The 18662-nt window shown below is 69.2% G+C and carries 23 protein-coding genes; 12 read left to right on the top strand and 11 right to left on the bottom strand.

Annotation, left to right across the window (positions count from 1 at the left end):
• The first annotated feature begins 186 nt into the window (after positions 1-186).
• From ACSQ1L_RS04250 to ACSQ1L_RS04235, 4 genes are all read left to right on the top strand, one after another.
• Positions 187-1077, top strand: a complete 891-nt coding sequence (locus tag ACSQ1L_RS04250) for an SPFH domain-containing protein (RefSeq protein ID WP_435992256.1) — start codon at positions 187-189, stop codon at positions 1075-1077.
• A gap of 28 nt (positions 1078-1105) precedes the next feature.
• Positions 1106-1261 carry a hypothetical protein gene (locus ACSQ1L_RS04245; protein ID WP_435992254.1) on the top strand — a complete coding sequence of 52 codons (156 nt, stop codon included), beginning with the start codon at positions 1106-1108 and terminating at the stop codon, positions 1259-1261.
• 133 nt (positions 1262-1394) lie between these two features.
• Positions 1395-2645, top strand: a complete 1251-nt coding sequence (locus tag ACSQ1L_RS04240; RefSeq protein WP_435992513.1) for a glycosyltransferase — start codon at positions 1395-1397, stop codon at positions 2643-2645.
• Between the two features lie 55 nt (positions 2646-2700).
• A complete protein-coding gene (locus ACSQ1L_RS04235; protein ID WP_435992252.1) occupies positions 2701-3216 on the top strand; it encodes a histidine phosphatase family protein in 516 nt (171 codons plus the stop codon).
• Here ACSQ1L_RS04235 and parE read toward each other — a convergent pair whose 3' ends face one another.
• Together parE and ACSQ1L_RS04225 are read right to left on the bottom strand one after the other, a co-directional pair.
• Positions 3217-5343: a DNA topoisomerase IV subunit B gene (parE, locus tag ACSQ1L_RS04230; protein ID WP_435992250.1), complete on the bottom strand. Its 2127-nt coding sequence runs from the start codon at positions 5341-5343 to the stop codon at positions 3217-3219. It lies immediately after the preceding gene.
• The gene (locus ACSQ1L_RS04225; protein ID WP_435992248.1) at positions 5309-6661 is read right to left on the bottom strand and encodes an O-antigen ligase family protein; all 1353 of its coding nucleotides are present in this window, start codon (positions 6659-6661) and stop codon (positions 5309-5311) included. The genes parE and ACSQ1L_RS04225 overlap by 35 nt, the downstream gene beginning before the upstream one ends.
• 44 nt (positions 6662-6705) lie before the next feature.
• On the opposite strand from ACSQ1L_RS04225, the gene ACSQ1L_RS04220 reads away from it, so the two are divergent.
• Complete coding sequence (locus ACSQ1L_RS04220) at positions 6706-7866, top strand: low temperature requirement protein A (RefSeq protein ID WP_435992246.1); 1161 nt, start codon at positions 6706-6708, stop codon at positions 7864-7866.
• A 6-nt stretch (positions 7867-7872) separates the two neighbouring features.
• Here the strand turns inward: ACSQ1L_RS04220 and ACSQ1L_RS04215 are convergent, their stop codons facing one another.
• Together ACSQ1L_RS04215 and ACSQ1L_RS04210 are read right to left on the bottom strand one after the other, a co-directional pair.
• Positions 7873-8151, bottom strand: coding sequence for a hypothetical protein (locus tag ACSQ1L_RS04215; RefSeq protein ID WP_435992244.1), 279 nt, complete (start codon positions 8149-8151; stop codon positions 7873-7875).
• The gene (locus ACSQ1L_RS04210; RefSeq protein ID WP_435992242.1) at positions 8151-10490 is read right to left on the bottom strand and encodes an ATP-dependent helicase; all 2340 of its coding nucleotides are present in this window, start codon (positions 10488-10490) and stop codon (positions 8151-8153) included. Before ACSQ1L_RS04210 ends, ACSQ1L_RS04215 begins: the two co-directional genes overlap by 1 nt.
• 118 nt (positions 10491-10608) lie before the next feature.
• Here ACSQ1L_RS04210 and ACSQ1L_RS04205 point away from each other — a divergent pair, with 118 nt between their 5' ends.
• Positions 10609-10806 carry a hypothetical protein gene (locus ACSQ1L_RS04205; protein ID WP_435992240.1) on the top strand — a complete coding sequence of 66 codons (198 nt, stop codon included), beginning with the start codon at positions 10609-10611 and terminating at the stop codon, positions 10804-10806.
• 3 nt (positions 10807-10809) lie between these two features.
• Complete coding sequence (locus ACSQ1L_RS04200) at positions 10810-11124, top strand: hypothetical protein (RefSeq protein WP_435992238.1); 315 nt, start codon at positions 10810-10812, stop codon at positions 11122-11124.
• 72 nt (positions 11125-11196) lie between these two features.
• Here the strand turns inward: ACSQ1L_RS04200 and ACSQ1L_RS04195 are convergent, their stop codons facing one another.
• From ACSQ1L_RS04195 to ACSQ1L_RS04185, 3 genes are read right to left on the bottom strand one after another with little or no spacing between them, the layout of a single operon-like run.
• Entirely contained in the window at positions 11197-11436 is a 240-nt protein-coding gene (locus ACSQ1L_RS04195) for a ribbon-helix-helix domain-containing protein (protein WP_435992236.1), read from the bottom strand.
• Positions 11430-11927, bottom strand: coding sequence for an isoprenylcysteine carboxyl methyltransferase family protein (locus tag ACSQ1L_RS04190; RefSeq protein ID WP_435992234.1), 498 nt, complete (start codon positions 11925-11927; stop codon positions 11430-11432). Before ACSQ1L_RS04190 ends, ACSQ1L_RS04195 begins: the two co-directional genes overlap by 7 nt.
• Complete coding sequence (locus ACSQ1L_RS04185; RefSeq protein ID WP_435992232.1) at positions 11927-12994, bottom strand: type III polyketide synthase; 1068 nt, start codon at positions 12992-12994, stop codon at positions 11927-11929. The genes ACSQ1L_RS04190 and ACSQ1L_RS04185 overlap by 1 nt, the downstream gene beginning before the upstream one ends.
• 107 nt (positions 12995-13101) lie before the next feature.
• On the opposite strand from ACSQ1L_RS04185, the gene ACSQ1L_RS04180 reads away from it, so the two are divergent.
• Both ACSQ1L_RS04180 and ACSQ1L_RS04175 read left to right on the top strand, forming a co-directional pair.
• On the top strand, positions 13102-13860 hold the full coding sequence (locus tag ACSQ1L_RS04180) for a Coq4 family protein (protein ID WP_435992230.1): 759 nt from the start codon (positions 13102-13104) through the stop codon (positions 13858-13860).
• Between the two features lie 91 nt (positions 13861-13951).
• The gene (locus ACSQ1L_RS04175) at positions 13952-14896 is read left to right on the top strand and encodes a DMT family transporter (RefSeq protein ID WP_435992228.1); all 945 of its coding nucleotides are present in this window, start codon (positions 13952-13954) and stop codon (positions 14894-14896) included.
• On the opposite strand, the gene ACSQ1L_RS04170 is transcribed toward ACSQ1L_RS04175, so the two are convergent.
• Together ACSQ1L_RS04170 and ACSQ1L_RS04165 are read right to left on the bottom strand one after the other, a co-directional pair.
• Positions 14893-15045, bottom strand: coding sequence for a hypothetical protein (locus tag ACSQ1L_RS04170; RefSeq protein WP_435992226.1), 153 nt, complete (start codon positions 15043-15045; stop codon positions 14893-14895). The two genes, ACSQ1L_RS04175 and ACSQ1L_RS04170, sit on opposite strands and share 4 nt — an antisense overlap.
• A 1-nt stretch (position 15046) precedes the next feature.
• Positions 15047-15223 (bottom strand): DUF4169 family protein, encoded by a 177-nt coding sequence (locus ACSQ1L_RS04165; protein WP_435992224.1) that lies wholly within the window; start codon positions 15221-15223, stop codon positions 15047-15049.
• A 72-nt stretch (positions 15224-15295) separates the two neighbouring features.
• On the opposite strand from ACSQ1L_RS04165, the gene ACSQ1L_RS04160 reads away from it, so the two are divergent.
• Positions 15296-15532: a DUF2171 domain-containing protein gene (locus tag ACSQ1L_RS04160; RefSeq protein ID WP_435992222.1), complete on the top strand. Its 237-nt coding sequence runs from the start codon at positions 15296-15298 to the stop codon at positions 15530-15532.
• A gap of 5 nt (positions 15533-15537) precedes the next feature.
• Here the strand turns inward: ACSQ1L_RS04160 and ACSQ1L_RS04155 are convergent, their stop codons facing one another.
• Together ACSQ1L_RS04155 and fumC are read right to left on the bottom strand one after the other, a co-directional pair.
• Complete coding sequence (locus tag ACSQ1L_RS04155) at positions 15538-16248, bottom strand: phytanoyl-CoA dioxygenase family protein (RefSeq protein ID WP_435992220.1); 711 nt, start codon at positions 16246-16248, stop codon at positions 15538-15540.
• The gene (gene fumC / locus ACSQ1L_RS04150; protein ID WP_435992218.1) at positions 16212-17603 is read right to left on the bottom strand and encodes a class II fumarate hydratase; all 1392 of its coding nucleotides are present in this window, start codon (positions 17601-17603) and stop codon (positions 16212-16214) included. Before fumC ends, ACSQ1L_RS04155 begins: the two co-directional genes overlap by 37 nt.
• An 84-nt stretch (positions 17604-17687) precedes the next feature.
• Between fumC and ACSQ1L_RS04145 the strand changes: the two genes are divergently transcribed.
• Both ACSQ1L_RS04145 and ACSQ1L_RS04140 read left to right on the top strand, forming a co-directional pair.
• The gene (locus ACSQ1L_RS04145; RefSeq protein ID WP_435992216.1) at positions 17688-18296 is read left to right on the top strand and encodes a peptidylprolyl isomerase; all 609 of its coding nucleotides are present in this window, start codon (positions 17688-17690) and stop codon (positions 18294-18296) included.
• Entirely contained in the window at positions 18293-18646 is a 354-nt protein-coding gene (locus ACSQ1L_RS04140; protein WP_435992214.1) for a RusA family crossover junction endodeoxyribonuclease, read from the top strand. The genes ACSQ1L_RS04145 and ACSQ1L_RS04140 overlap by 4 nt, the downstream gene beginning before the upstream one ends.
• Positions 18647-18662 lie beyond the last annotated feature (16 nt).

Below are 18662 nucleotides of genomic sequence, written 5' to 3'. Positions count from 1 at the left end.
CTGTGGACGACACGCGCAGAGACGCCGGCGACCCTCTAACAGGGACCACGCCAGCCTGCCTCAAGTTTCTCGAATTTGAGGCGAATGCAAGGCCGAAGGCGACGCTCCGGGCCCGGCGGGAAGCGGGGCTATTGCACGGATCGGTATCAAAGTGATATCACTTTCATATCGAATCAGGAGGGACTGATGACCACGACCCACTCAAAATCCACCGAGCGCCCGGCGTCCACCGCCAACGGCTTGGTGATGCTGCTCGTCGGCCTGCTGCTGCTCGTCGGCGGCCCCGTCCTCGTGGCGCAGGATCCCGACAATGCGTTCCTCGTCGTCGGCGGAATCGTCACCGCCGTGATCGGCCTGCTGCTGCTCTGCGGCCTGTATTCGCTGCAGCCCAACGAGGGCATGGCGATCCTGCTGTTCGGCGACTATCGCGGCACTGACCGCAAGACCGGCCTGCGCTGGGTCCTGCCCTGGTACAGCCGCAAGAAGGTCAGCCTGCGCGTCCGCAACCTGACCAGCGACAAGCTGAAGGTGAACGACAGGCGCGGCAGCCCGATCGAGATCGCCGCCAACGTGGTCTGGCGCGTCGAGGACTCGGCCCAGGCCCTGTTCGACGTCGATGACTATCAGGCCTTCGTGAACATCCAGGTCGACACCGCCCTGCGCGACATCGCCTCCCACTACGCCTACGACCACGGCGAGGAGGACGCGGAGCCCGAGATGACCTTGCGCTCCGACGCCGAGGACGTCGCCGGCCGTCTCCGCGACGAACTGGTCAGCCGGGTCAGCGTCGCCGGGGTGGCGGTGGACGAGGCGCGGCTGGCGCACCTGGCCTATGCGCCCGAGATCGCCGGAGCCATGCTGCGCCGTCAGCAGGCCGAGGCCGTTCTGGCCGCTCGCCGGCTGATCGTCCGCGGCGCCGTCAGCATGGTCGAGAGCGCTCTCGTCGACCTCAGCGAGCGCGCTGTCGTCGAGCTCGATGAGGACCGCAAGGCGGCGATGGTCTCCAACCTGCTCGTCGTGCTGTGCGCCGACCGCGACGCCCAGCCCGTGGTCAACGCCGGCACCCTGTACGGCTGAGATGGCGCGTCAGAGGAAGCCGTTCCTGATGCGCGCGTCCTCCGGCGTGATGGCGGCGGTCGAGCGATTGGCCGCCGCCGAGCTGCGCTCGGTCAACGCCCAGGTCGAGGTGCTGCTCCGCGAAGCCCTGGCGCGGCGGGGCGTTGTTCCCTCGGAAGACCCTCCGCCGACGGATGACGCTTGAGCTTCGCCGTCGCGGGCGCTACGGCGCGCGGATGGTGAAGTCGCATATGTCCAAGGTCCGCAAGGCCCGCCGCATCCAGAAACGGGTCAGGCGCGTTGGCCCCCTCGGTATCAGCGCCGCGGAGAAGGAACTGATGAACCTGGCCGGACTGGAGGTCCAGGAAGGCGAGCTGCGCCTGATCCCCGGCTGGGACGAGGAGGTCGCCGAGACCCTGAAGGCGACCAAGGCCGCCGGCGAGGATGACCGGCCCCGGCTGGTCGACACCACCATGCTCTATGCGCCGCGCTCGGGCGGAGTGAAACGCTACCTGCTGTCCAAGAAGGCGTGGCTGGAGGCCGAGCGTCCCGGCGTCGCCCATTCTCTGGTGGTGCCGGGGGCCCACCACAAGGCCGGCTCCGACGGCGTCGTACAGCTTCACGCCACCAAGCTGCCGTTCGGCGACGGCTATCGCTGGCCGACCTCGGTGCGCCGCTGGGGCGCCTGGGTCGCCTCGCTGAATCCGTCCATCATCGAAGCCGGCGACCCCTATACGCCGGGGCAGGGCGCTCTCGAGGCCGGCCAGCGCGCCGGTTGCCCGGTGGTCGGCTTCTGCCACTCCGACCCCGCCGGCCTCGCCGCGCTCCACTTCGGCGAATGGGCCAAGAAGCCGGTCGAGAAGCGCTGGGCCCGGCTGTTCGGCCAGTTCGACCGCGTCGTCTCGCCCAGCCGCTACATCGCCCGCCGGCTGGAAGAGGCCGGCATCAGGGACATCGTCATCCAGCCGCTGGGCGTCGAGGTCGACACCTTCCGCCCGGACCGCCGCGACCGCGACTGGTTGTTGAAGAAGCTGGGCCTGCCGGCCTCGGCCCGCCTGCTGTGCTTCGCCGGCCGGCCCGCGCGCGAGAAGAACATCGACGTGCTGATCGAGGCGGTGCAGCGGCTGGGCGCGCCCTACCATCTGGTGCTGGTCGGCGCCGGCGCGGGCCTGCCGGCCGAGGACCGGGTCATCTCCCTGCCGTACGAGGCCAATCCCAAGGCCGTGGCCCGGATCATCGCCTCCTGCGACGCCTTCGTGCACGCCAACGACAAGGAGCCGTTCGGCCTGATCGTGCTGGAGGCCATGGCCTGCGGCCGACCCGTCGTCGGCGTCAACGCCGGCGGGGTGAAGGAGACCGTCGACGACAGCGTCGGCCAGCTGGCCAAGAGCGCCGACCCTGTTCACTACGCGGCCGCCATCGAGGCCCTGTTCGCCCGCGACATCGAGGCCCTCGGCGCCGCCGCCCGGATCAAGGCCGTCGAGCGCTTCTCATGGGGGCGGGTGTTCGAGGACCTGTGCATGACCTACGCCGACGCCAGCGGCGAGCGGGCGTTCGTGGAGCCGCGTGGGGAGTGGGCCGAGCACTGACGATCTCGACAGAAGGCGCTCGCCCCGTCAGTCTGCGCCGAAACGGGGACCTTTCATGAAACGCCTTCTGCTCGCCGCCGCGGTCTCGCTGCTGACCGCGACCTCCGTCATGGCCCAGACCGTCATCATCGTCCGCCACGCCGAGAAGGCCGACGCCAGCGCCGATCCGGTGCTGTCCGAGGCCGGGCAGGCGAGGGCGCAGGCGCTGGCCGCCGCCCTGACCGACGCCCATCCCTCGGTGATCCTGACCAGTCCCCTGCAGCGCACGGGGCTGACCGCCGCCCCCACCGCCGACTACCATTCCACGACGCCGGAAGCGGTGTCTCTGGACGGCGGCGCCGAGGCCCACGCCGCGGCCATCGCCGCCCGGGTCCGGGCCCTGCCGGAAGACGCCACCATCCTGATCGTCGGCCACAGCAACACCGTGCCCCTGATCGCGCGCGCCCTCGGCTACGCAGAAGCGGCCGACATGCCGGAGTGCGAATACGACCGGATGACGGTGCTGCATCTCGATGGCGACGAGACGCATGGGGAAGTCACCCGCTACGGCGAGCCGACGACCTGTCCCTGATCACACGTCCAGTTCGTCCACCACGAACCGCGCGTTGTCCTGGATGAACTGGTAGCGGGCCTCGGCCTTCTTGCCCATCAGCCGCTCGACCAGATCCTCGATCTCCTCCTCGGAGGCCGGCACCGTGACCCGCGCGAGGGTGCGCTTCTTCGGGTCCATGGTGGTCTCCTTGAGCTGGGAGGCCATCATCTCGCCGAGACCCTTGAAGCGGCCGATCTCGACTTTCTTGCCCTTGAACACCGTGGCCAGCAGTTCGTCGCGGTGGGCATCGTCGCGGGCGTATTCCGACAGCGGTCCGGCGCTGATCCGGTAGAGCGGGGGCAGGGCCATGAACAGCCGCCCCTGACGGATCGTCTCGGGCATCGAGCGGTAGAAGAAGGTGATCAGCAGCGCCGCGATGTGCGCCCCGTCCACGTCGGCGTCGGTCATGATGACGATCCGCTCGTAGCGCAGGTCCTCGATGTTGAACCGGCTGCCGGGCTGCACGCCCAGAGCCAGCGCCAGGTCGGACAGTTCGATGTTCTGGCGCAGCTTGTCCGCCGTCGCCGACGCCACGTTCAGGATCTTGCCGCGCAGGGGCAGGATGGCCTGGGTGGTGCGGTCGCGCGCCTGCTTGGCCGAGCCGCCGGCCGAGTCGCCCTCGACGATGAACAACTCCGTGCCTTCGGCGGTCTGGCGCGAACAGTCCGACAGCTTGCCGGGCAGGCGCAGCTTGCGCGTCGCGGCGGCGCGCTGGACCTCCTTGTCCTTGCGGCGTTTCAGGCGGTCCTCGGCCCGGTCGATGACGAAGCCCAGCAGGGTGTTGGCCTGTTTGGGGCTCTCGGTCAGCCAGTGGTCCAGCGGATCGCGCATCAGCTGCTCGACCAGCCGCGCGCCCTCGGGCGACGACAGCCTGTCCTTGGTCTGGCCCTGGAACTCGGGATTGCGGATGAACACCGAGATCAGCGCCCCGGCGTTGGCGATGACGTCCTCGGCCGTGATCAGCCCGGCGCGCTTCTCGTTGGTCAGTTCGCCGTAGGCCTTCAGCCCCTTGACCAGCGCCGCCCGGAAGCCCGCCTCGTGCGTGCCTCCGTCGGGGGTCGAGACGGTGTTGCAGTAGGATTGGACGAAACCGTCGGACTCGCCGAAGCCGATCGGGCTCCAGGTCACCGCCCACTCGACCGCGCCCGCCTCGCCCTTGCGCTCGACCCGGCCGGAAAAGGCCGGCGTCACGGTCTCGAGTTCGCCGATCCGCTCGGCCAGGGCGTCGGCCAAGCCGTTGGGGAAGTGGAACACCGCCTCGCCCGGGGTGTGGTCGGTGATTCGCTCCGCCGCGCAGGTCCAGCGGATCTCGACGCCCCGGAACAGATAGGCCTTCGACCGGGCCATGCGGAACAGGCGGGCGGGCTTGAACGCCGCGCCGACGCCGAAGATTTCCTCGTCCGGTTTGAACCGGATCAGGGTGCCCTTCTTCTTCGACGGCTGGACCTGAACGATGGAGCCCAGCGGCAGGCCGCGGCTGAAAGCCTGCTTCCACTCGAATCCGTCGCGCCACACGGTGACCTCGAGCTTCTCGCTCAGGGCGTTGACGACCGAGACGCCGACGCCGTGCAAACCGCCCGAGGTTTCATAGGCCTTGCCGGAAAACTTGCCGCCCGAGTGCAGCACGGTCATCACCACTTCCAGCGCCGACTTGCCGGGGTGTTTGGGGTGCGGGTCGACCGGGATGCCGCGGCCGTCGTCGCGCACCGACAACCAGCCGTCGGCGTCGAGATCGACGGTGATCAGCCTGGCGTGCTTGGCGACCGCCTCGTCCATGGCGTTGTCGAGCACTTCGGCGAACAGATGGTGCAGGGCCCGCTCGTCGGTGCCGCCGATATACATGCCCGGCCGCTTGCGGACCGGCTCCAGCCCCTCCAGCACCTCGATCGACGAGGCCGAATAGCCGGTCGCCGCCGCCAGCGGGGCGGAAGAGGCATGGTCCGCCAGCTTCGCGGCCGGTTCGGGCTTCGGCGCCACGGCCTGAGGCGTCAGGGCGGGCTCTACGGCCGGGACGGGCGCGGGAACGGGCGCGACGGGGGGCTCGCCCGGGCGCGGCTGCGTCGGTTCTTCGTCAAACAGCGAAAGGAGGTCGGCGGACTGGCCCATGCGGATACTGTGCGGCGATTCGGGAGCCGGTCTGGTAGGCCCCGCGGCGCTTCTCCACAAGCGGGACAGGGCTTGGCGCCGGCGAGGGCAGGATGGCCCGGGTCAGCACCGCCATGAACAGCACCCACGGCAGACCCTGGTGGGCCAGCAGTATGGATTCTGACAGGCTCAGCACGAAGAAGGCGGCCAGGAAGCCTAGCGCCCACCAGCCTTCGCGCACGCCCTGGCCCATCGAGCGCAGCACCGTGATCACCGCTGTCGCCGCCATCAGCGTCCCGACCAGGATCGCCCCCGGCCAGCCCAGCTGCACCAGCAGGTCGATCCAGCCGTTGTGGGCGTTCGGCACCGGCCACTGGGTCTCCTTGCGGACCCAGTCGGCGGGCACGGACTCGCCCGCGCGGCCCCAGAAGGCGCCGTAGCCGTAACCGGTCCACGGCTTGTCGGCGACCTTGCGCATCAGGGCGTCCCAGATTTCGGTGCGCCCGGTCAGCGACGGATCCTTGCCGAGCGCCTCAAGCACCGCCACCGAATGGGTCTCCCAGACCCACAGCCCGGTCCCGGCCAGCACCACGGCAAGCCAGATCGCCACGACGCTGAAGACCGGTCCCCCGCGCCGCAGCGACCAGAAGCCACCCACGAAGGCCAGCCCGATCATCAGACACAGCAGCGAGGTCTTGGACTGGGTCGCCAGCACGAGGATCGACGACAGCCCCAGGGCGATGGCGGGCAGCAGCCGGCGCGGGTCGGGCGAGGCCAGGCAGGCGGCCGAGGCCGTGGCCCCGATCACCATCACCGCCCCCATCTGGTTCTTCTCGTACCAGAGCCCGCGCCACAGGCCGGCGTTGTCGTACTGGTGCACGCCGATCGAGGGAAAGGCGAAGACCATGACCAGGCTGCCCACCGCCATCAGCAGCGCCGTGTGCATCAGCAGCCGCGGCAGGTGCGGCCCCCGGAACACCGCGCCGAGATAGAGGGCGAACACGCCGCTGATCGCCAGGGCGATGACCCGCCGGCTGGTCGTCTCGAAATCGATCGACCAGTAGCGCGAGGCGAAGGTCAGCCCGACCAGCAGCGCCACCGCGATCGCTGCGGGCCACGCCCGCCACAGCCGCTCGATGCGAAACAGCACCAGGCCGAAGATCGCCGCATAGGCCGGCAGCCAAACCAGCCGCAGCACCGGCGTCTCTTCCTGCAGCGGCGCGAACACCGGCCCGATCAGGGCCCCGGTCATCATGGCGATGATGACGACGCAGATCGCCCGCTCCCAGAGGCTGGGAGGGGTTTCGATCAGGACCGTGTCTGGACGGGACTCGCGCACCGTTGCAGGGTCGGCGAACCGGCTTAACGAAGGGTTGGAATTCGATGGCGCGTGATCTTCTCCGCCACCGCGACGGTCATCACGCCCGGGTCGGCTTCGTCGAACTGTTCTTCGACCTGGTCTTCGTCTTCGCCATCACCCAGGTCTCGCACACTCTGCTGGAGCACCTGAGCTGGCTTGGCGCCTTGCAGGCGGCCATGCTGCTGGGCGCGCTGTGGTGGGCGTGGATCGACACCAGCTGGATCACCAACTGGCTGGACCCGGACCGGCCGCTGGTGCGGCTCATGCTGTTCGGACTGATGGCGGCGGGATTGGTGCTCTCAACCTCGCTGCCCGAGGCCTTCGGCGAGAGGGGGCTGGTCTTCGCGTCGGCTTTCGTCACCATCCAGGTCGGGCGTGGGCTGTTCACGCTCTGGGCGGTTCGAGACGACGCGGTCCTGCGAACCAATTTCCAGCGGATCGTCGCCTGGGCCGTGGTCGGCGGAGCGTTCTGGATCGGCGGCGGGTTGGCCGATGGCCAGATGCGGCTGCTGATCTGGCTGGTCGCGCTGGCGCTCGAGTTCGCCGGCCCCATGACCGCCTTCTGGTGCCCCGGGTTGGGCCGCGCCCATACCCGCGACTGGAACGTGGAGGGCGCCCACCTGGCCGAGCGCGTCGGCCTGTTCGTCATCATCTGCCTGGGCGAGTCGATCATCATCACCGGGGCGACGTTCGCCGACCTCGCCTGGACCACGCTCACGGTTTCGGCCTTCGTCAGCGCCTTCCTGGGAGCGATTGCCATGTGGTGGCTCTACTTCAGCGCCAAGCACGACCAGGCCTCGAACGTCATTGCCGGCTCGGACGACCCGGGCGCCATCGCCCGGCGCGCCTACACCTACGCCCCCATCCCGCTGGTGGCCGGCGTCGTGGTCACGGCGGTGGGCGACGAAATGGTCCTGGCCCACCCCGCCGGACACATCGATCCAGCCGTCGCCTGGGTCCTGCTGGGGGGTCCGGCTCTGTTCCTGGCCGGCACGGCGGTGGCCATCTTCGCCGTCTGGAAGCACTGGTCGCGGCCGCGCCTGGCGGGCCTCCTCGCGCTCGGCGGCCTCACCTTCGCCGTGCCGATCTCGACCCCGCTGGCGCTGTCGGCGGCCTCGACGGCGGTGCTGCTGGCGGTCGGGGCGTGGGAGACCTGCACGCCCCGGCGGGCCAACCCGACCTGAACGGCTTCAAAATCCCGCCAGCGCCTCGTCGATCCGGCCCAGGTCCTCGGGCCGGTCTTTCCGGCTCAGCTTCAGGGCCTCGCCGTCCCGCCGGATCGTGGTGCAGCGCAGGTCGCCCAGGTTCCGGTCGATCTCGGTCCGCCGCGCGTCGTCATAGGGCTCCTCGCCCATCCAGTGTTCGCACATCGCCGCCCGCTCGACGAACCGCGTCACCGCGTCGTCGCTGTACGAGGCGGAGGCGCACCCCGAGAGGGCGATGGCCGCCCCGAGAACCAGCATCCTCATCACGCCTTCTCCACGAACGTATCGATCACCTTCTTCTCCCCCGCCTTCTCGAACGCCACCAGCAGCTTGTTGCCCTCGATGCCGGTGATACGGCCGTAGCCGAACTTCTGATGGAAGACCCGCTCGCCCTTGCTCCAGTCGCCGCCCGACTTCGGATCCGCCGTCGCGACCAGCCGGCCGTCCCCCTCGATCAGCGCGTGCCGGGCCGGCTTCGCCGCCGGCGTCCGCGCCGCCGTGAAGGACTGCGCCCGCTTCCAGCCCGGCGAGGAATAGCCCGAGCCGAAGGTCGGCATCTCGTCCCAGCGGCTCTTGGCCTCCTTCATGCCCGATGAGACGCCGTAGTAGCCGGTGTCGCTCTCGGCCTCGACGTGGTCGATCGGCAGTTCGTCGACGAACCGGCTCGGCAGCTGCGAGGTCCAGCGGCCATAGACCAGCCGGTTGGCCGCGAACGAGATCCGCGCGTCCTGTTTGGCCCGGGTCACCCCGACGTAGGCCAGCCGGCGTTCCTCCTCGAGGCCCTTCTCGCCCTTCTCGTCGATGCTGCGCTGGCTGGGAAAGACGCCTTCCTCCCAGCCGGGCAGGAAGACCAGCGGGAACTCCAGCCCCTTGGCTCCGTGCAGGGTCATCACCTGCACCGCGTCGTCCGATGCTCCGCGGTCCAGGTCCATGACCAGCGAGACGTGCTCCAGATAGGCGGGCAGGGTCTCGAACGCCTGCATCGACTGGGTCAGTTCCTTGAGGTTGTCGAGCCGGGTCTGGCCGGTCGCCCGGTCGGCCTTCTGCATGTCGGTGTAGCCGCTCTCCTCAAGCACCGTCTCGGTCAGCTCCCAATGGCTCGTGGTCTGGGCCAGCGCCCGCCAGCGGTCGATGTCGCGCACGAAGTTGGACAGCGCCGTCCGCGTCCGCGCCTGCAGTTCGTCCGAGACGATCAGGTCGCGCACCGCCGCCATCGCCGACACCCCCGACAGCCGTGCGATCTGCAGCACCTTCTGCACGCTGGTGTCGCCGACACCCCGCTTGGGCACGTTGACGATCCGCTCGAAGGCCAGGTCATCATCCTCGCTCAGGATCAGCCGCAGATAGGCGTGGGCGTCCCGGATCTCGGCCCGCTCGAAGAAGCGCGGCCCGCCGATGACGGTGTAGGGCACCGCCAGCATCACGAACCGCTCCTCGAACGCCCGCATCTGGAACGAGGCCCGCACCAGCACCGCCATGTCCTTGTAAGCGGTGCCCGCTCGCCGCGCCGTCTCGATCTCGTCGGCGATCAACCGGGCCTCGGCCTCGCCGTCCCAGACCCCGCGCACCCGCACCTTGTCGCCGCTCAGGTCCTCGGTCCACAGCGTCTTGCCCAGCCGCCCCTTGTTGGCCGCGATCAGGCCCGAGGCGGCCCCCAGGATGTGCTGCGTCGAACGGTAGTTGCGCTCCAGCCGGATCACCTTCGCGCCCGGGAAGTCGCGCTCGAAACGCAGGATGTTGTCCACCTCGGCGCCGCGCCAGCCGTAGATCGACTGGTCGTCGTCACCGACGCAACAGACGTTGCCGGTCGAGGAGGTCAGCAGGCGCAGCCACAGGTATTGGGCGACATTGGTGTCCTGGTATTCGTCGACCAGGATATAGCGAAACCGACGTCGGTATTCTTCAGCGATATCCGCGTGCTTTGACAAGATCGTCAGGTTGTGCAGCAACAAGTCGCCGAAGTCGCAGGCGTTCAGGCTGACCAGCCGGGCCTGATAGGCGGCGTACAGCGAGTGTCCCTTGCCGTTGGCGAAATCTTCCGTCGACGGCAGCTTCTCCGGCGTCCAGCCGCGGTTCTTCCAGTGGTCGATCAGCCCGCTCAGCGAGCGCGGGGTCCACCGCTTGGTGTCGAGGTTGGCCGCCTCGAGCAGCTGTTTGCAGACCCGCTCCTGGTCGTCGGTGTCCAGGATGGTGAAGGTCGACTTCAGCCCGACCAGTTCCGCGTGCCGCCGCAGGATCTGCGCCGCCACCGAGTGGAAGGTCCCCAGCCAGCGCAGCCCCTCCGCCGATGGCCCGATCAGGTGGGTGATCCGCTCGCGCATCTCGCGCGCGGCCTTGTTGGTGAAGGTGACGGCCAGCAGCTCCCACGGCCGCGCTCGCCCCGTTGCGAGAATGTGCGCCAGTCGGGTGGTCAGCACCCGCGTCTTGCCGGTGCCCGCGCCCGCCAGCACCAGAACCGGCCCGTCCACTGTCTCCACCGCCTCGCGCTGCTCGGGATTCAGCCCGGCCAGGTAGTCGGGCGCGCCGGACGGCTCGACGCCCCCGGGGCCGCGCGAGCGGGCGAGATCGGAAATACGCGGGGCAGGGGTGTCAGGCAGACTCATCGGGAGAACATAAGGGGCACGGAGCCCGATGTCAGCGCCCGCGTCGTCGCGTCGCCGGGGAACCGCCAAGCCTGACCATCGTTCCGTTGCTGACAGGGATCAAAGGGAAGGGATACCCATGGCTGAGAACACCAACAACACGGGCGGAAGCGGCAACACCGGCCTCGCCTTCATCGTCGGGGCGATCGTGGTCGTGCTGGCCGTGGTGGCCTATTTCGTCTTCGCCCGCGGTGGCGCGCCCGAGACCAACCAGCTCGACGTCAACGTCGACGTGCCCGAGGTCTCGGCCCCGGCGGTTCCCGGCACGGAGGGCTGATCGATGACCGATCCCAACGTCCCCCCGCCCCGCGACGACCGCCCGGACGTCGTGCACCACACCACCATCAACAATCCCCCGTCCGATCGGGGCGGCGCCGGATGGATCGGCTTCCTCGTCGGCGGCCTGGTGGTGGTGCTGATCATCATCGGCATCGTGGTCTATTCGAACGGCAGCCTGAACCGGGCGACCGACACGAAGGTGGATCTCGACGTCGATCTGCCGACGGCGCCGGCGCTCCCGGCGCCCGACCTGCCGGACCTGCCGTCGGTCGAGCCGCCCAGCGTGCCCGACCCGGAACCGGCTCCCGCGAACTGACGTATCGCGACCGTCACCGCAGCTGATAGGTGACGGTCGCGACGACCCGGACGGGCGTCTCGACCGAGATCGCTATCGATCGGCCGGGGGCTGTTCCGCGAACGACCGGTCGCCGCCTGCCCAGGCCAGCGCAAGCAGGCGGCAGGCCGAAGCCAGCGGCTTGCGGCCGCGCCGCTCGTCGATCCGCTTCATCAGCCCGGCGTGGGTCAGCCCCAGCTCGGCCGCCACGGCGTCGAGCACGGCCCAGAACTCGGGTTCCAGCGCCACCGAGGTGGCGTGGCCCGAGAGGGAGACGGAGCGTTTCCTCAGCATTCTCTGCGGTCATCCAGCGCGCGGTCCTCGACCCGGATCCGCCAGCCGACCAGTAGCGCGTTGGCCACGCTCCAGACCAGAGCGATCAGGACCTGTCCGAAGGCCAGCGGCAGCACCGCGATCTCCAGCGACGCCACCAGATAGTTGGGATGGCGCACGAACCGGTACGGACCGCGCCGGACCAGCGGCGCCCCGGGCAGGGTGATGATGCGCGTGGTCCAGAACCGACCCAGGGTCGCGATCACCCATAGCCGGCCCAGCTGAAGCACGCCGTAGGCCGCCAGCAGCCAGGGGGCGGGGATTGTCGTCGCCGGCGTCGCCAGGGCGATCGCGGCCAGCCAGCCAGCATGCAGCAGCACGAACAATGGATAGTGGCCGGCCCCGATCTCCACCGCCCCCTCCGCCAGCAGGCGCCGCGTGTTGCGGTTGGCCAGCCACAGCTCCCCCAGACGTTGGGCGGTCACCGCGGCCAGCACGATCCACAGCCACATCAGGCATGCACCAGCATCAGTCCGGCCGTGAAACCCGGCCCCAGCGTCGTCAGCAGCAGGGGCCCCCTGGCCCCGTCGTCCAGCATGGCCTTCAGCACGAACAGCACCGTCGCGGCGCTCATGTTGCCGTGGTCGCGCAGCACGGCGCGGGTATGGGTCAGCGATCCTTCCGACAGCTCGAAACAGCCCTCCAGCGCCTCGATCACCTTGGCCCCGCCCGGATGGCAGACGAAGCCGCCGACGTCCGCCGTCGTCAGGCCGTTATCGGCGAGGAATTTCGTCGCCACGGGCCGGAAATCCTCCTGCACGAGGGTCGGGATGTCCCGGCTGAACACCACCTTCAGCCCGTCGTCGGCGACATCCCAGCCCATGACGTCGAGGCTGTCGGGCCAGGTGTGCTCGCGGCTGGCCCCCAGCGCGGGCCCGCGGGCATCCGCCCGGCACGAGATCACCGCCGCCGCCGCGCCGTCGCCGAACAGGGCCGTGGCGACCAGATTGCTCTTGGACCGGTCCTGGGCCCGGAAGGTCAGGGCGCACAACTCCACCACCAGCAACAGCACCCGCTCGTCCGGATGCGCCCGGGCGATGTCGGCGGCCCGCGCCAGCCCGACCACGCCGCCGGCGCAGCCCAGGCCGAACATCGGCGTGCGCCGCACGTCCGGCCGGAACGGCATGACCTGCATCAGCCGCGCGTCCAGCGCCGGCGTGGCGATTCCGGTGGTGCAGACCGCGACGATGACGTCGATGTCTCCGGCCGCCAGCCCGGCCTGCTCCAGCGCCTTGCCGGCCGCCTCGGCCAGCAGGGGAACGGCGTTGGCGAGGAACAGGTCGTTGCGTTCGGAAAAGCTGTGCGGTTTCAGGTACCATTCGATCGGCACGCACGAATGCCGCGTCTCGATCAGGGCGTTGCGATAGATCGGCTCCAGCCGTTCGAAGCCGCCGTGGGTGGTGGCGAACATCTCCGCGCCGTTGGCCGCCACATCCTCCTGGCGCAAAATGTGCGGCGGCCAGGCCAGGGCGAGCGACTGCAGTCGCGGAACCGGCGCCGGGGAATGAGCGGAGGGCATCAAGGCGCGGCTTTCAGGGACTATTACCGCGGATAACCCAAGCTGCGCCGGGCCGTTCCACCCGGAGGCTTCATTCGCTACATTGGGACATCCTTCCGGACGCCGCCATGACCCTGATTTCCGCTGCTGTAGACGACTTCCGCAAGGTCCGCCCGGAGCGACTGCGCCCGTTGGCGGCGCTCAAGGCCTTCCGCCGGCTGATCCGCGACAAGGAGGACACCGTCCAGGTCTTCCGCATCATGCAGGCGCTCAGCGGCCGGTCCATTTCCCGCGGCTATCAGCGGATGCTGTCGACCATGGAGGGCGGCCGTCAGGCCTTCCTGCGCGAGGAACTGGCCCACAAGCTGGACGACCCGGTCTGGCTGGCCCGGTTCCAGCCGGGAACGGTCGGCGCAACCTACCGCGCCTTCCGCGAGGCGCGCGGCTTCACCGCCGACGGCCTGGCCGAGGTCGAGCGCGAGGTCGTGCCCTTCATCGACGCGCCGCACCCCGTGGTCTGGTATTCGCGCCGCCTGCGCGACGTCCACGACGTCTGGCACATCCTGACCGGCTACCAGACCGACGCCCTGGGCGAGGCCTGCGTGGTGGCCTTCTCCTACGGCCAGACGCGCAATCTCGGCTTCGCCTTCATAGGCTGGGGCGCGGCCCGCGAGATCCAGCGCGAGAACCGCTCCGTCCCGGCCCGCCGCGCGGTCCTCCAGGCCTGGCGCCACGGCCGCGCCGCCCGCTGGTTGCCGGCGCTCGATTACGAGGCCCTGTTCGCCGAGCCGCTGGAGACCGCGCGCGCCCGGTTGAACCTCCGTCCGCCGACCGTTTACGACCGCGTGCCGGCCGAGGCCCGGGCGGCGCTGAAACTACGCGGCTGACGGCGATTTCCGGACGTCATAAGCCTGCCTTGTCCCGGGCGTTCGATAACTCGGCTTGCCCCGAACCGGCCGAGGCCTCACCTCCAGCGACATGACCGCCCCATCCGAATCCCTTGTCCCGCCCAAATCGACGGGCCTGTCGCGCGCGACGCTGCTGGCGATCGGCGGCGTGGGACTGTGCGCCGCCATCTGGGGCACGACCTGGTATGCGATCACCCTGCAACTCGGCCAGGTCGCGCCGCTGGCCTCGATCGTCTGGCGCTTCGGCCTGGCCGCGATCCTGCTGTTCGCCGGCTGCCTGCTGACCCGTCGCTCGCTGAAGCTGACCCTCAACCAGCACCTCGCCGCCGCGGGGCAGGGGGTGTTCGCCTTCTCCCTGAGCTACAGCTTCACCTACGCCGCCGAGGGCCGCATCGCCTCGGCCATCGTGGCGGTGATCTTCGCCTCACTCGCCCTGCTCAACCTGATCCTGTTCCGCATCGCCGCCCGTCAGCGGGCCGCCGCCCTGTCCTGGGGCGGCGCGGCGCTCGGGGTCGTCGGTGTGGCCGTCCTGTCGGGCTCTGAAATCCTCGGGGCCGGCCTCGACGAAGCAAGCGCTGCCGGCGTCGGCTTCGCCTTCGTGGCCGTCATCGCCTCCGCCTTCGGCAACTATTTCGCCTGGCGCGGCCAGAACGCGGGCTCGGCGGTGATCCCGTCGACGGCCTGGGCCATGGCCTATGGCTCGGGCCTGCTGGCGCTCTACGGGCTGGCCACCGGGGTTGAATGGTCGATCGAGCCGACGTTCAGCTACGTCGCGTCGCTGCTCTACCTGTCGGTGTTCGGCTCGGTGATCGCCTTCGTGGTCTACTTCAGCGTCGCCCGGGCGCGGGGCTACGCCTTGGCCAGCTACATCTCGGCCCTGACCCCTCCGATCGCCATGCTGGTGTCGGTGCTGTTCGAGAACGCCCGCTTCGGCTGGGTGGCGCTGGCGGGTCTGGCGCTGGTGCTGGCGGGACAGGTCCTGCTGATCCGCGCGCCCAAGGTCTCGGCGGCCTAGCCGAGCCAGCCGCGTTTCTTTTTCGGCGTCTCCGGCGCCTCTCCCTTCGACAGGGCCGCTTCGGCGGCGCGCCGCTTGCGTTCGCCGGCGACGCGGATCGCCACGAGCATCGGGATCAGGCCGTGACGGGTTGCCGGCGCCTCGCCCATCTCAATCCTCCAGCTTCGAGCCGTCCAGCAGCCGGTCGGCGCGGGACCGCTCCTTCTCGGCCCTGGTCCGCTCCGCCTTCGAACGCCCGTGCGCGGCGCGATTGGCGGCGGAGGCGGCCTTCTTTTCGGCCTTGGCCCTGTCCTTCCGGACCTGGTTGAGGTTGACGATCTCGCCCATGACGCCTCCGCTATGCAACCCGACCCGCGGCCGGACGGTTTTCCCGACATCCACAACGTCAGGACCGCCACCATGGTAGACCTCTCACTCCTTCGCGAAAGCCTCGAAGTCGTCGGTTCCGACGGCGAGCATGTCGGCCGCGTCGATCACGTCCGTGGCGACCAGATCGAACTGGCCAAGCTGGACCTCGGCTCGGGCTTCAAACACCACATGATCCCGGTCAGCTGGGTCGACCACGTCGACGCCCACGTCCACCTCAACCTCACGAAGGACGAGGCCAAGGCGCGCTGGACGGAGAAGCCGCACTAGCGCCGTCAGCCAATCGGCCGCCAGTTCAGTTCGGGCGGAAGGTCGAAATCGGCGTAATCCACCTGCAGCACACGCCGTCTCATCGCCTGCCGCGATGGGGCGGACGTGTGCAGGATCAATGTTTTGTAGGCCCAAACATCCCCAGTTCGAGCCAGACAGACCGTCTGCGGGCGACTCTCTGCGAGAAGCGCGGCCTCCGCGGCGGGAACGCGACCGAGTCGATGCGAACCGCGCGCTACACGAAGCGGTGCATTGTCCGCGTCCACATCATCCAGATGAATCCTCAGCGTGATCATTCGAGCCAGAACATCGGGTGGCGGCGCGACATGCGGCACGCCGTCCTTCATCGACCACGGCCCGAACCCGTCAACTTCGGCGCGCTCTCGCACCGGGATCGTCCGGTCCTGATGCCAGGCGACGCTCCAGTTGCCGTCGGCGGTCTTGTCGAAAAGAACGGCGCGCACGGGTCGGGCGGTCGCAGAGGTGAGCTCCATCGCCACTGCCCCTATGGGCCCATTCGCGGCTAGCAAAGCAACCAGGACCGGCTCCCCTTCCAGCCTCGCGCCCGGCCGCGATCCGATCCGCTCGTCTGCAAGTGCGCGCAACAGATCGACCTCGGACTCGGCCAGCGGGCCGCCGGCATGCAAGACCCCGTCCCGTTCAAAGGCTTCCCGGTCCATCACCCCGGCGAGATCATCTTCTCCGGCCGCACCCACTCGTCGAACTCCTCGTTCGTCAGATAGCCGCCGCCGACGGTTTCCTCGCGCAGCGTGGTGCCGTTCCTGTGGGCCGTCTTGGCGATCTTGGCGCAGGTGTCATAGCCCAGCTTGCCGTTCAGCGCCGTCACCAGCATCAGCGAGTTCTCCAGCCCCCGCTTGATGTTGTCCTCGCGCGGCTCGATCCCGACCACGCAGTTATCCGTGAACGACACCGCCGCGTCGGCCATCAACCGCACCGATTGCAGGAAGTTGTAGGCCATCACCGGGTTGAAGACGTTCAGCTCGAAATGCCCCTGCGAGCCGGCGAAGGTCACCGCCGCGTGGTTGCCGAACACCTGCACGCAGACCTGGGTCAGCGCCTCGCACTGGGTCGGATTGACCTTGCCCGGCATGATCGACGAGCCTGGCTCGTTCTCCGGCAGGGCCAGTTCGCCCAACCCCGAACGCGGGCCCGACCCGAGGAAGCGGATGTCGTTGGCGATCTTGAACAGCGACGCCGCCACCGTGTTGATGGCCCCGTGGCTGAACACCATGGCGTCATGGGCCGCCAGCGCCTCGAACTTGTTGGGCGCGGTGACGAAGGGCAGGCCGGTGATGGCGGCGATCTTCTCCGCCACCTTTTTCGCGAACCCGACCGGCGCGTTCAGCCCGGTGCCCACGGCCGTGCCGCCCTGGGCCAGCTCCATCAGCTTGGGCAGGGTCTGCTCGATCCGCTCGATGCCGTTGGCGACCTGCTGGGCATAGCCGCCGAACTCCTGGCCAAGCGTCAGCGGCGTGGCGTCCTGGGTGTGCGTCCGGCCGATCTTGATGATGCCCTGCCAGGCGTCCGACTTGGCCTTCAGCGCCGCGTGCAGGTGCTTCAGGGCCGGGATCAGCGTCTTCACCACCTGCTCGGCGCACGCAACATGCATCGCAGTGGGATAGGTGTCGTTCGACGACTGGCTCATGTTGACGTGGTCGTTGGGATGGACCGGCTTCTTCGAGCCCATCTCGCCGCCCAGCATCTCGATGGCGCGGTTCGAGATCACCTCGTTGGCGTTCATGTTCGACTGGGTGCCCGACCCCGTCTGCCAGACCACCAGCGGGAAGTGGTCGTTCAGCTTGCCCTCGATCACCTCGTCGGCCGCCTTGACGATGGTCTCGCCCAGTTTCGGGTCCAGCTTGCCCAGCGCCATGTTTGTCTCGGCCGCGGCCCGCTTGACGATGCCGAGCGCCCGCACGATCGGCAGCGGCTGCGTCTCCTCGCCGATCTTGAAATTGCCCAACGAGCGCTGCGCCTGCGCGCCCCAGTAGCGGTCGGCGGCGACCTCGATCGGGCCGAAGGTGTCGGTTTCGGTGCGGGCGTTGCTCATGGCGCGAAGGCTCTTCAGGCGTGACGGGAGGATGCGCGGCGGTGTAGCACGGGGAGGCGAGGGAACAAGGCGAGGGAGCCGACGATGCGGACGATGATGATGGCGGCGGCGTTTGTGCTCTCCGCCTGCGCGACCACGGCGACCGGCGCCGACAAGCCCCGCGTGGTGCTGGAAACCGACGCCGGCCGGATGGTCGTCGAACTGGAGCTCGAGCGCGCGCCGCTGACGGTCTGCAACTTCCTCAGTTACGTCACCGACGGCGATTACGAGGCCGGGTCCTTCTTCCGCACGGTGGTCGCCGCGACCAACGACAATCCCAATCCCATCGACGTCATCCAGGGCGCCACGCCGCGCGGTTCCGACGACGACCTGCGCCCGCCCATCCCGCTCGAGCGGACCCGCGACACCGGCCTCAGCCACACGGCCGGGACCATCTCCATGGCTCGCGACGGCCCCGACACCGCCACCTCCAGCTTCTTCATCGTGACGCAGGACACGCCCAGCCTCGATTTCGGCGGCGGCCGCAATCCGGACGGGCAGGGCTTCGGGGCCTTCGGGCGGCTGGTCGAGGGGCTCGATGTCGCCCGCCGCATCCAGGCGTCCCCCGCCGACGATCAGGAGCAGCTGACCCCGCCGGTGATGATCCGCACCGCGACCCTGATCGGCGAAGTCCCGCCCGAGTGCCGTCCTTGACCCCAGGCTGGATCGGCACGGGCAAGGTCCGCCTTCGGGAGGTCGGCGCCGCCGTCGAGATCACCGTCGACGGCCTGACCACCCAGGCGAAATACTACAAGCCGCTGGTCTATGAGTTCATGCGCAAGGAGTGGGCCTCGCGCCCTTCCTGGGGCGATTTCGTCGTCGAGATCCGCATGGAGCATGTCGGCGACCCGCCGCATATCGACCTCGACAACCTCGCCAAGGCCCTGCTCGACGCCATCAAGGGCTACCTGTTCCACGACGACGCCCAGGTCGCCCGCCTGCTGGTCGAGCGCCACGAGGGCGAGCGCGAGCGGATCACGATCCGGGTGTTTCCGCGCAACTAACCCCTCTCCCATCGGG

This window comes from Brevundimonas sp. LjRoot202 (genome assembly GCF_964253355.1).
Classification (GTDB): domain Bacteria; phylum Pseudomonadota; class Alphaproteobacteria; order Caulobacterales; family Caulobacteraceae; genus Brevundimonas.
The sequence above is the reverse complement of the archived record's forward strand: the minus strand, read 5'-3'. Positions and strand labels throughout refer to the sequence as shown.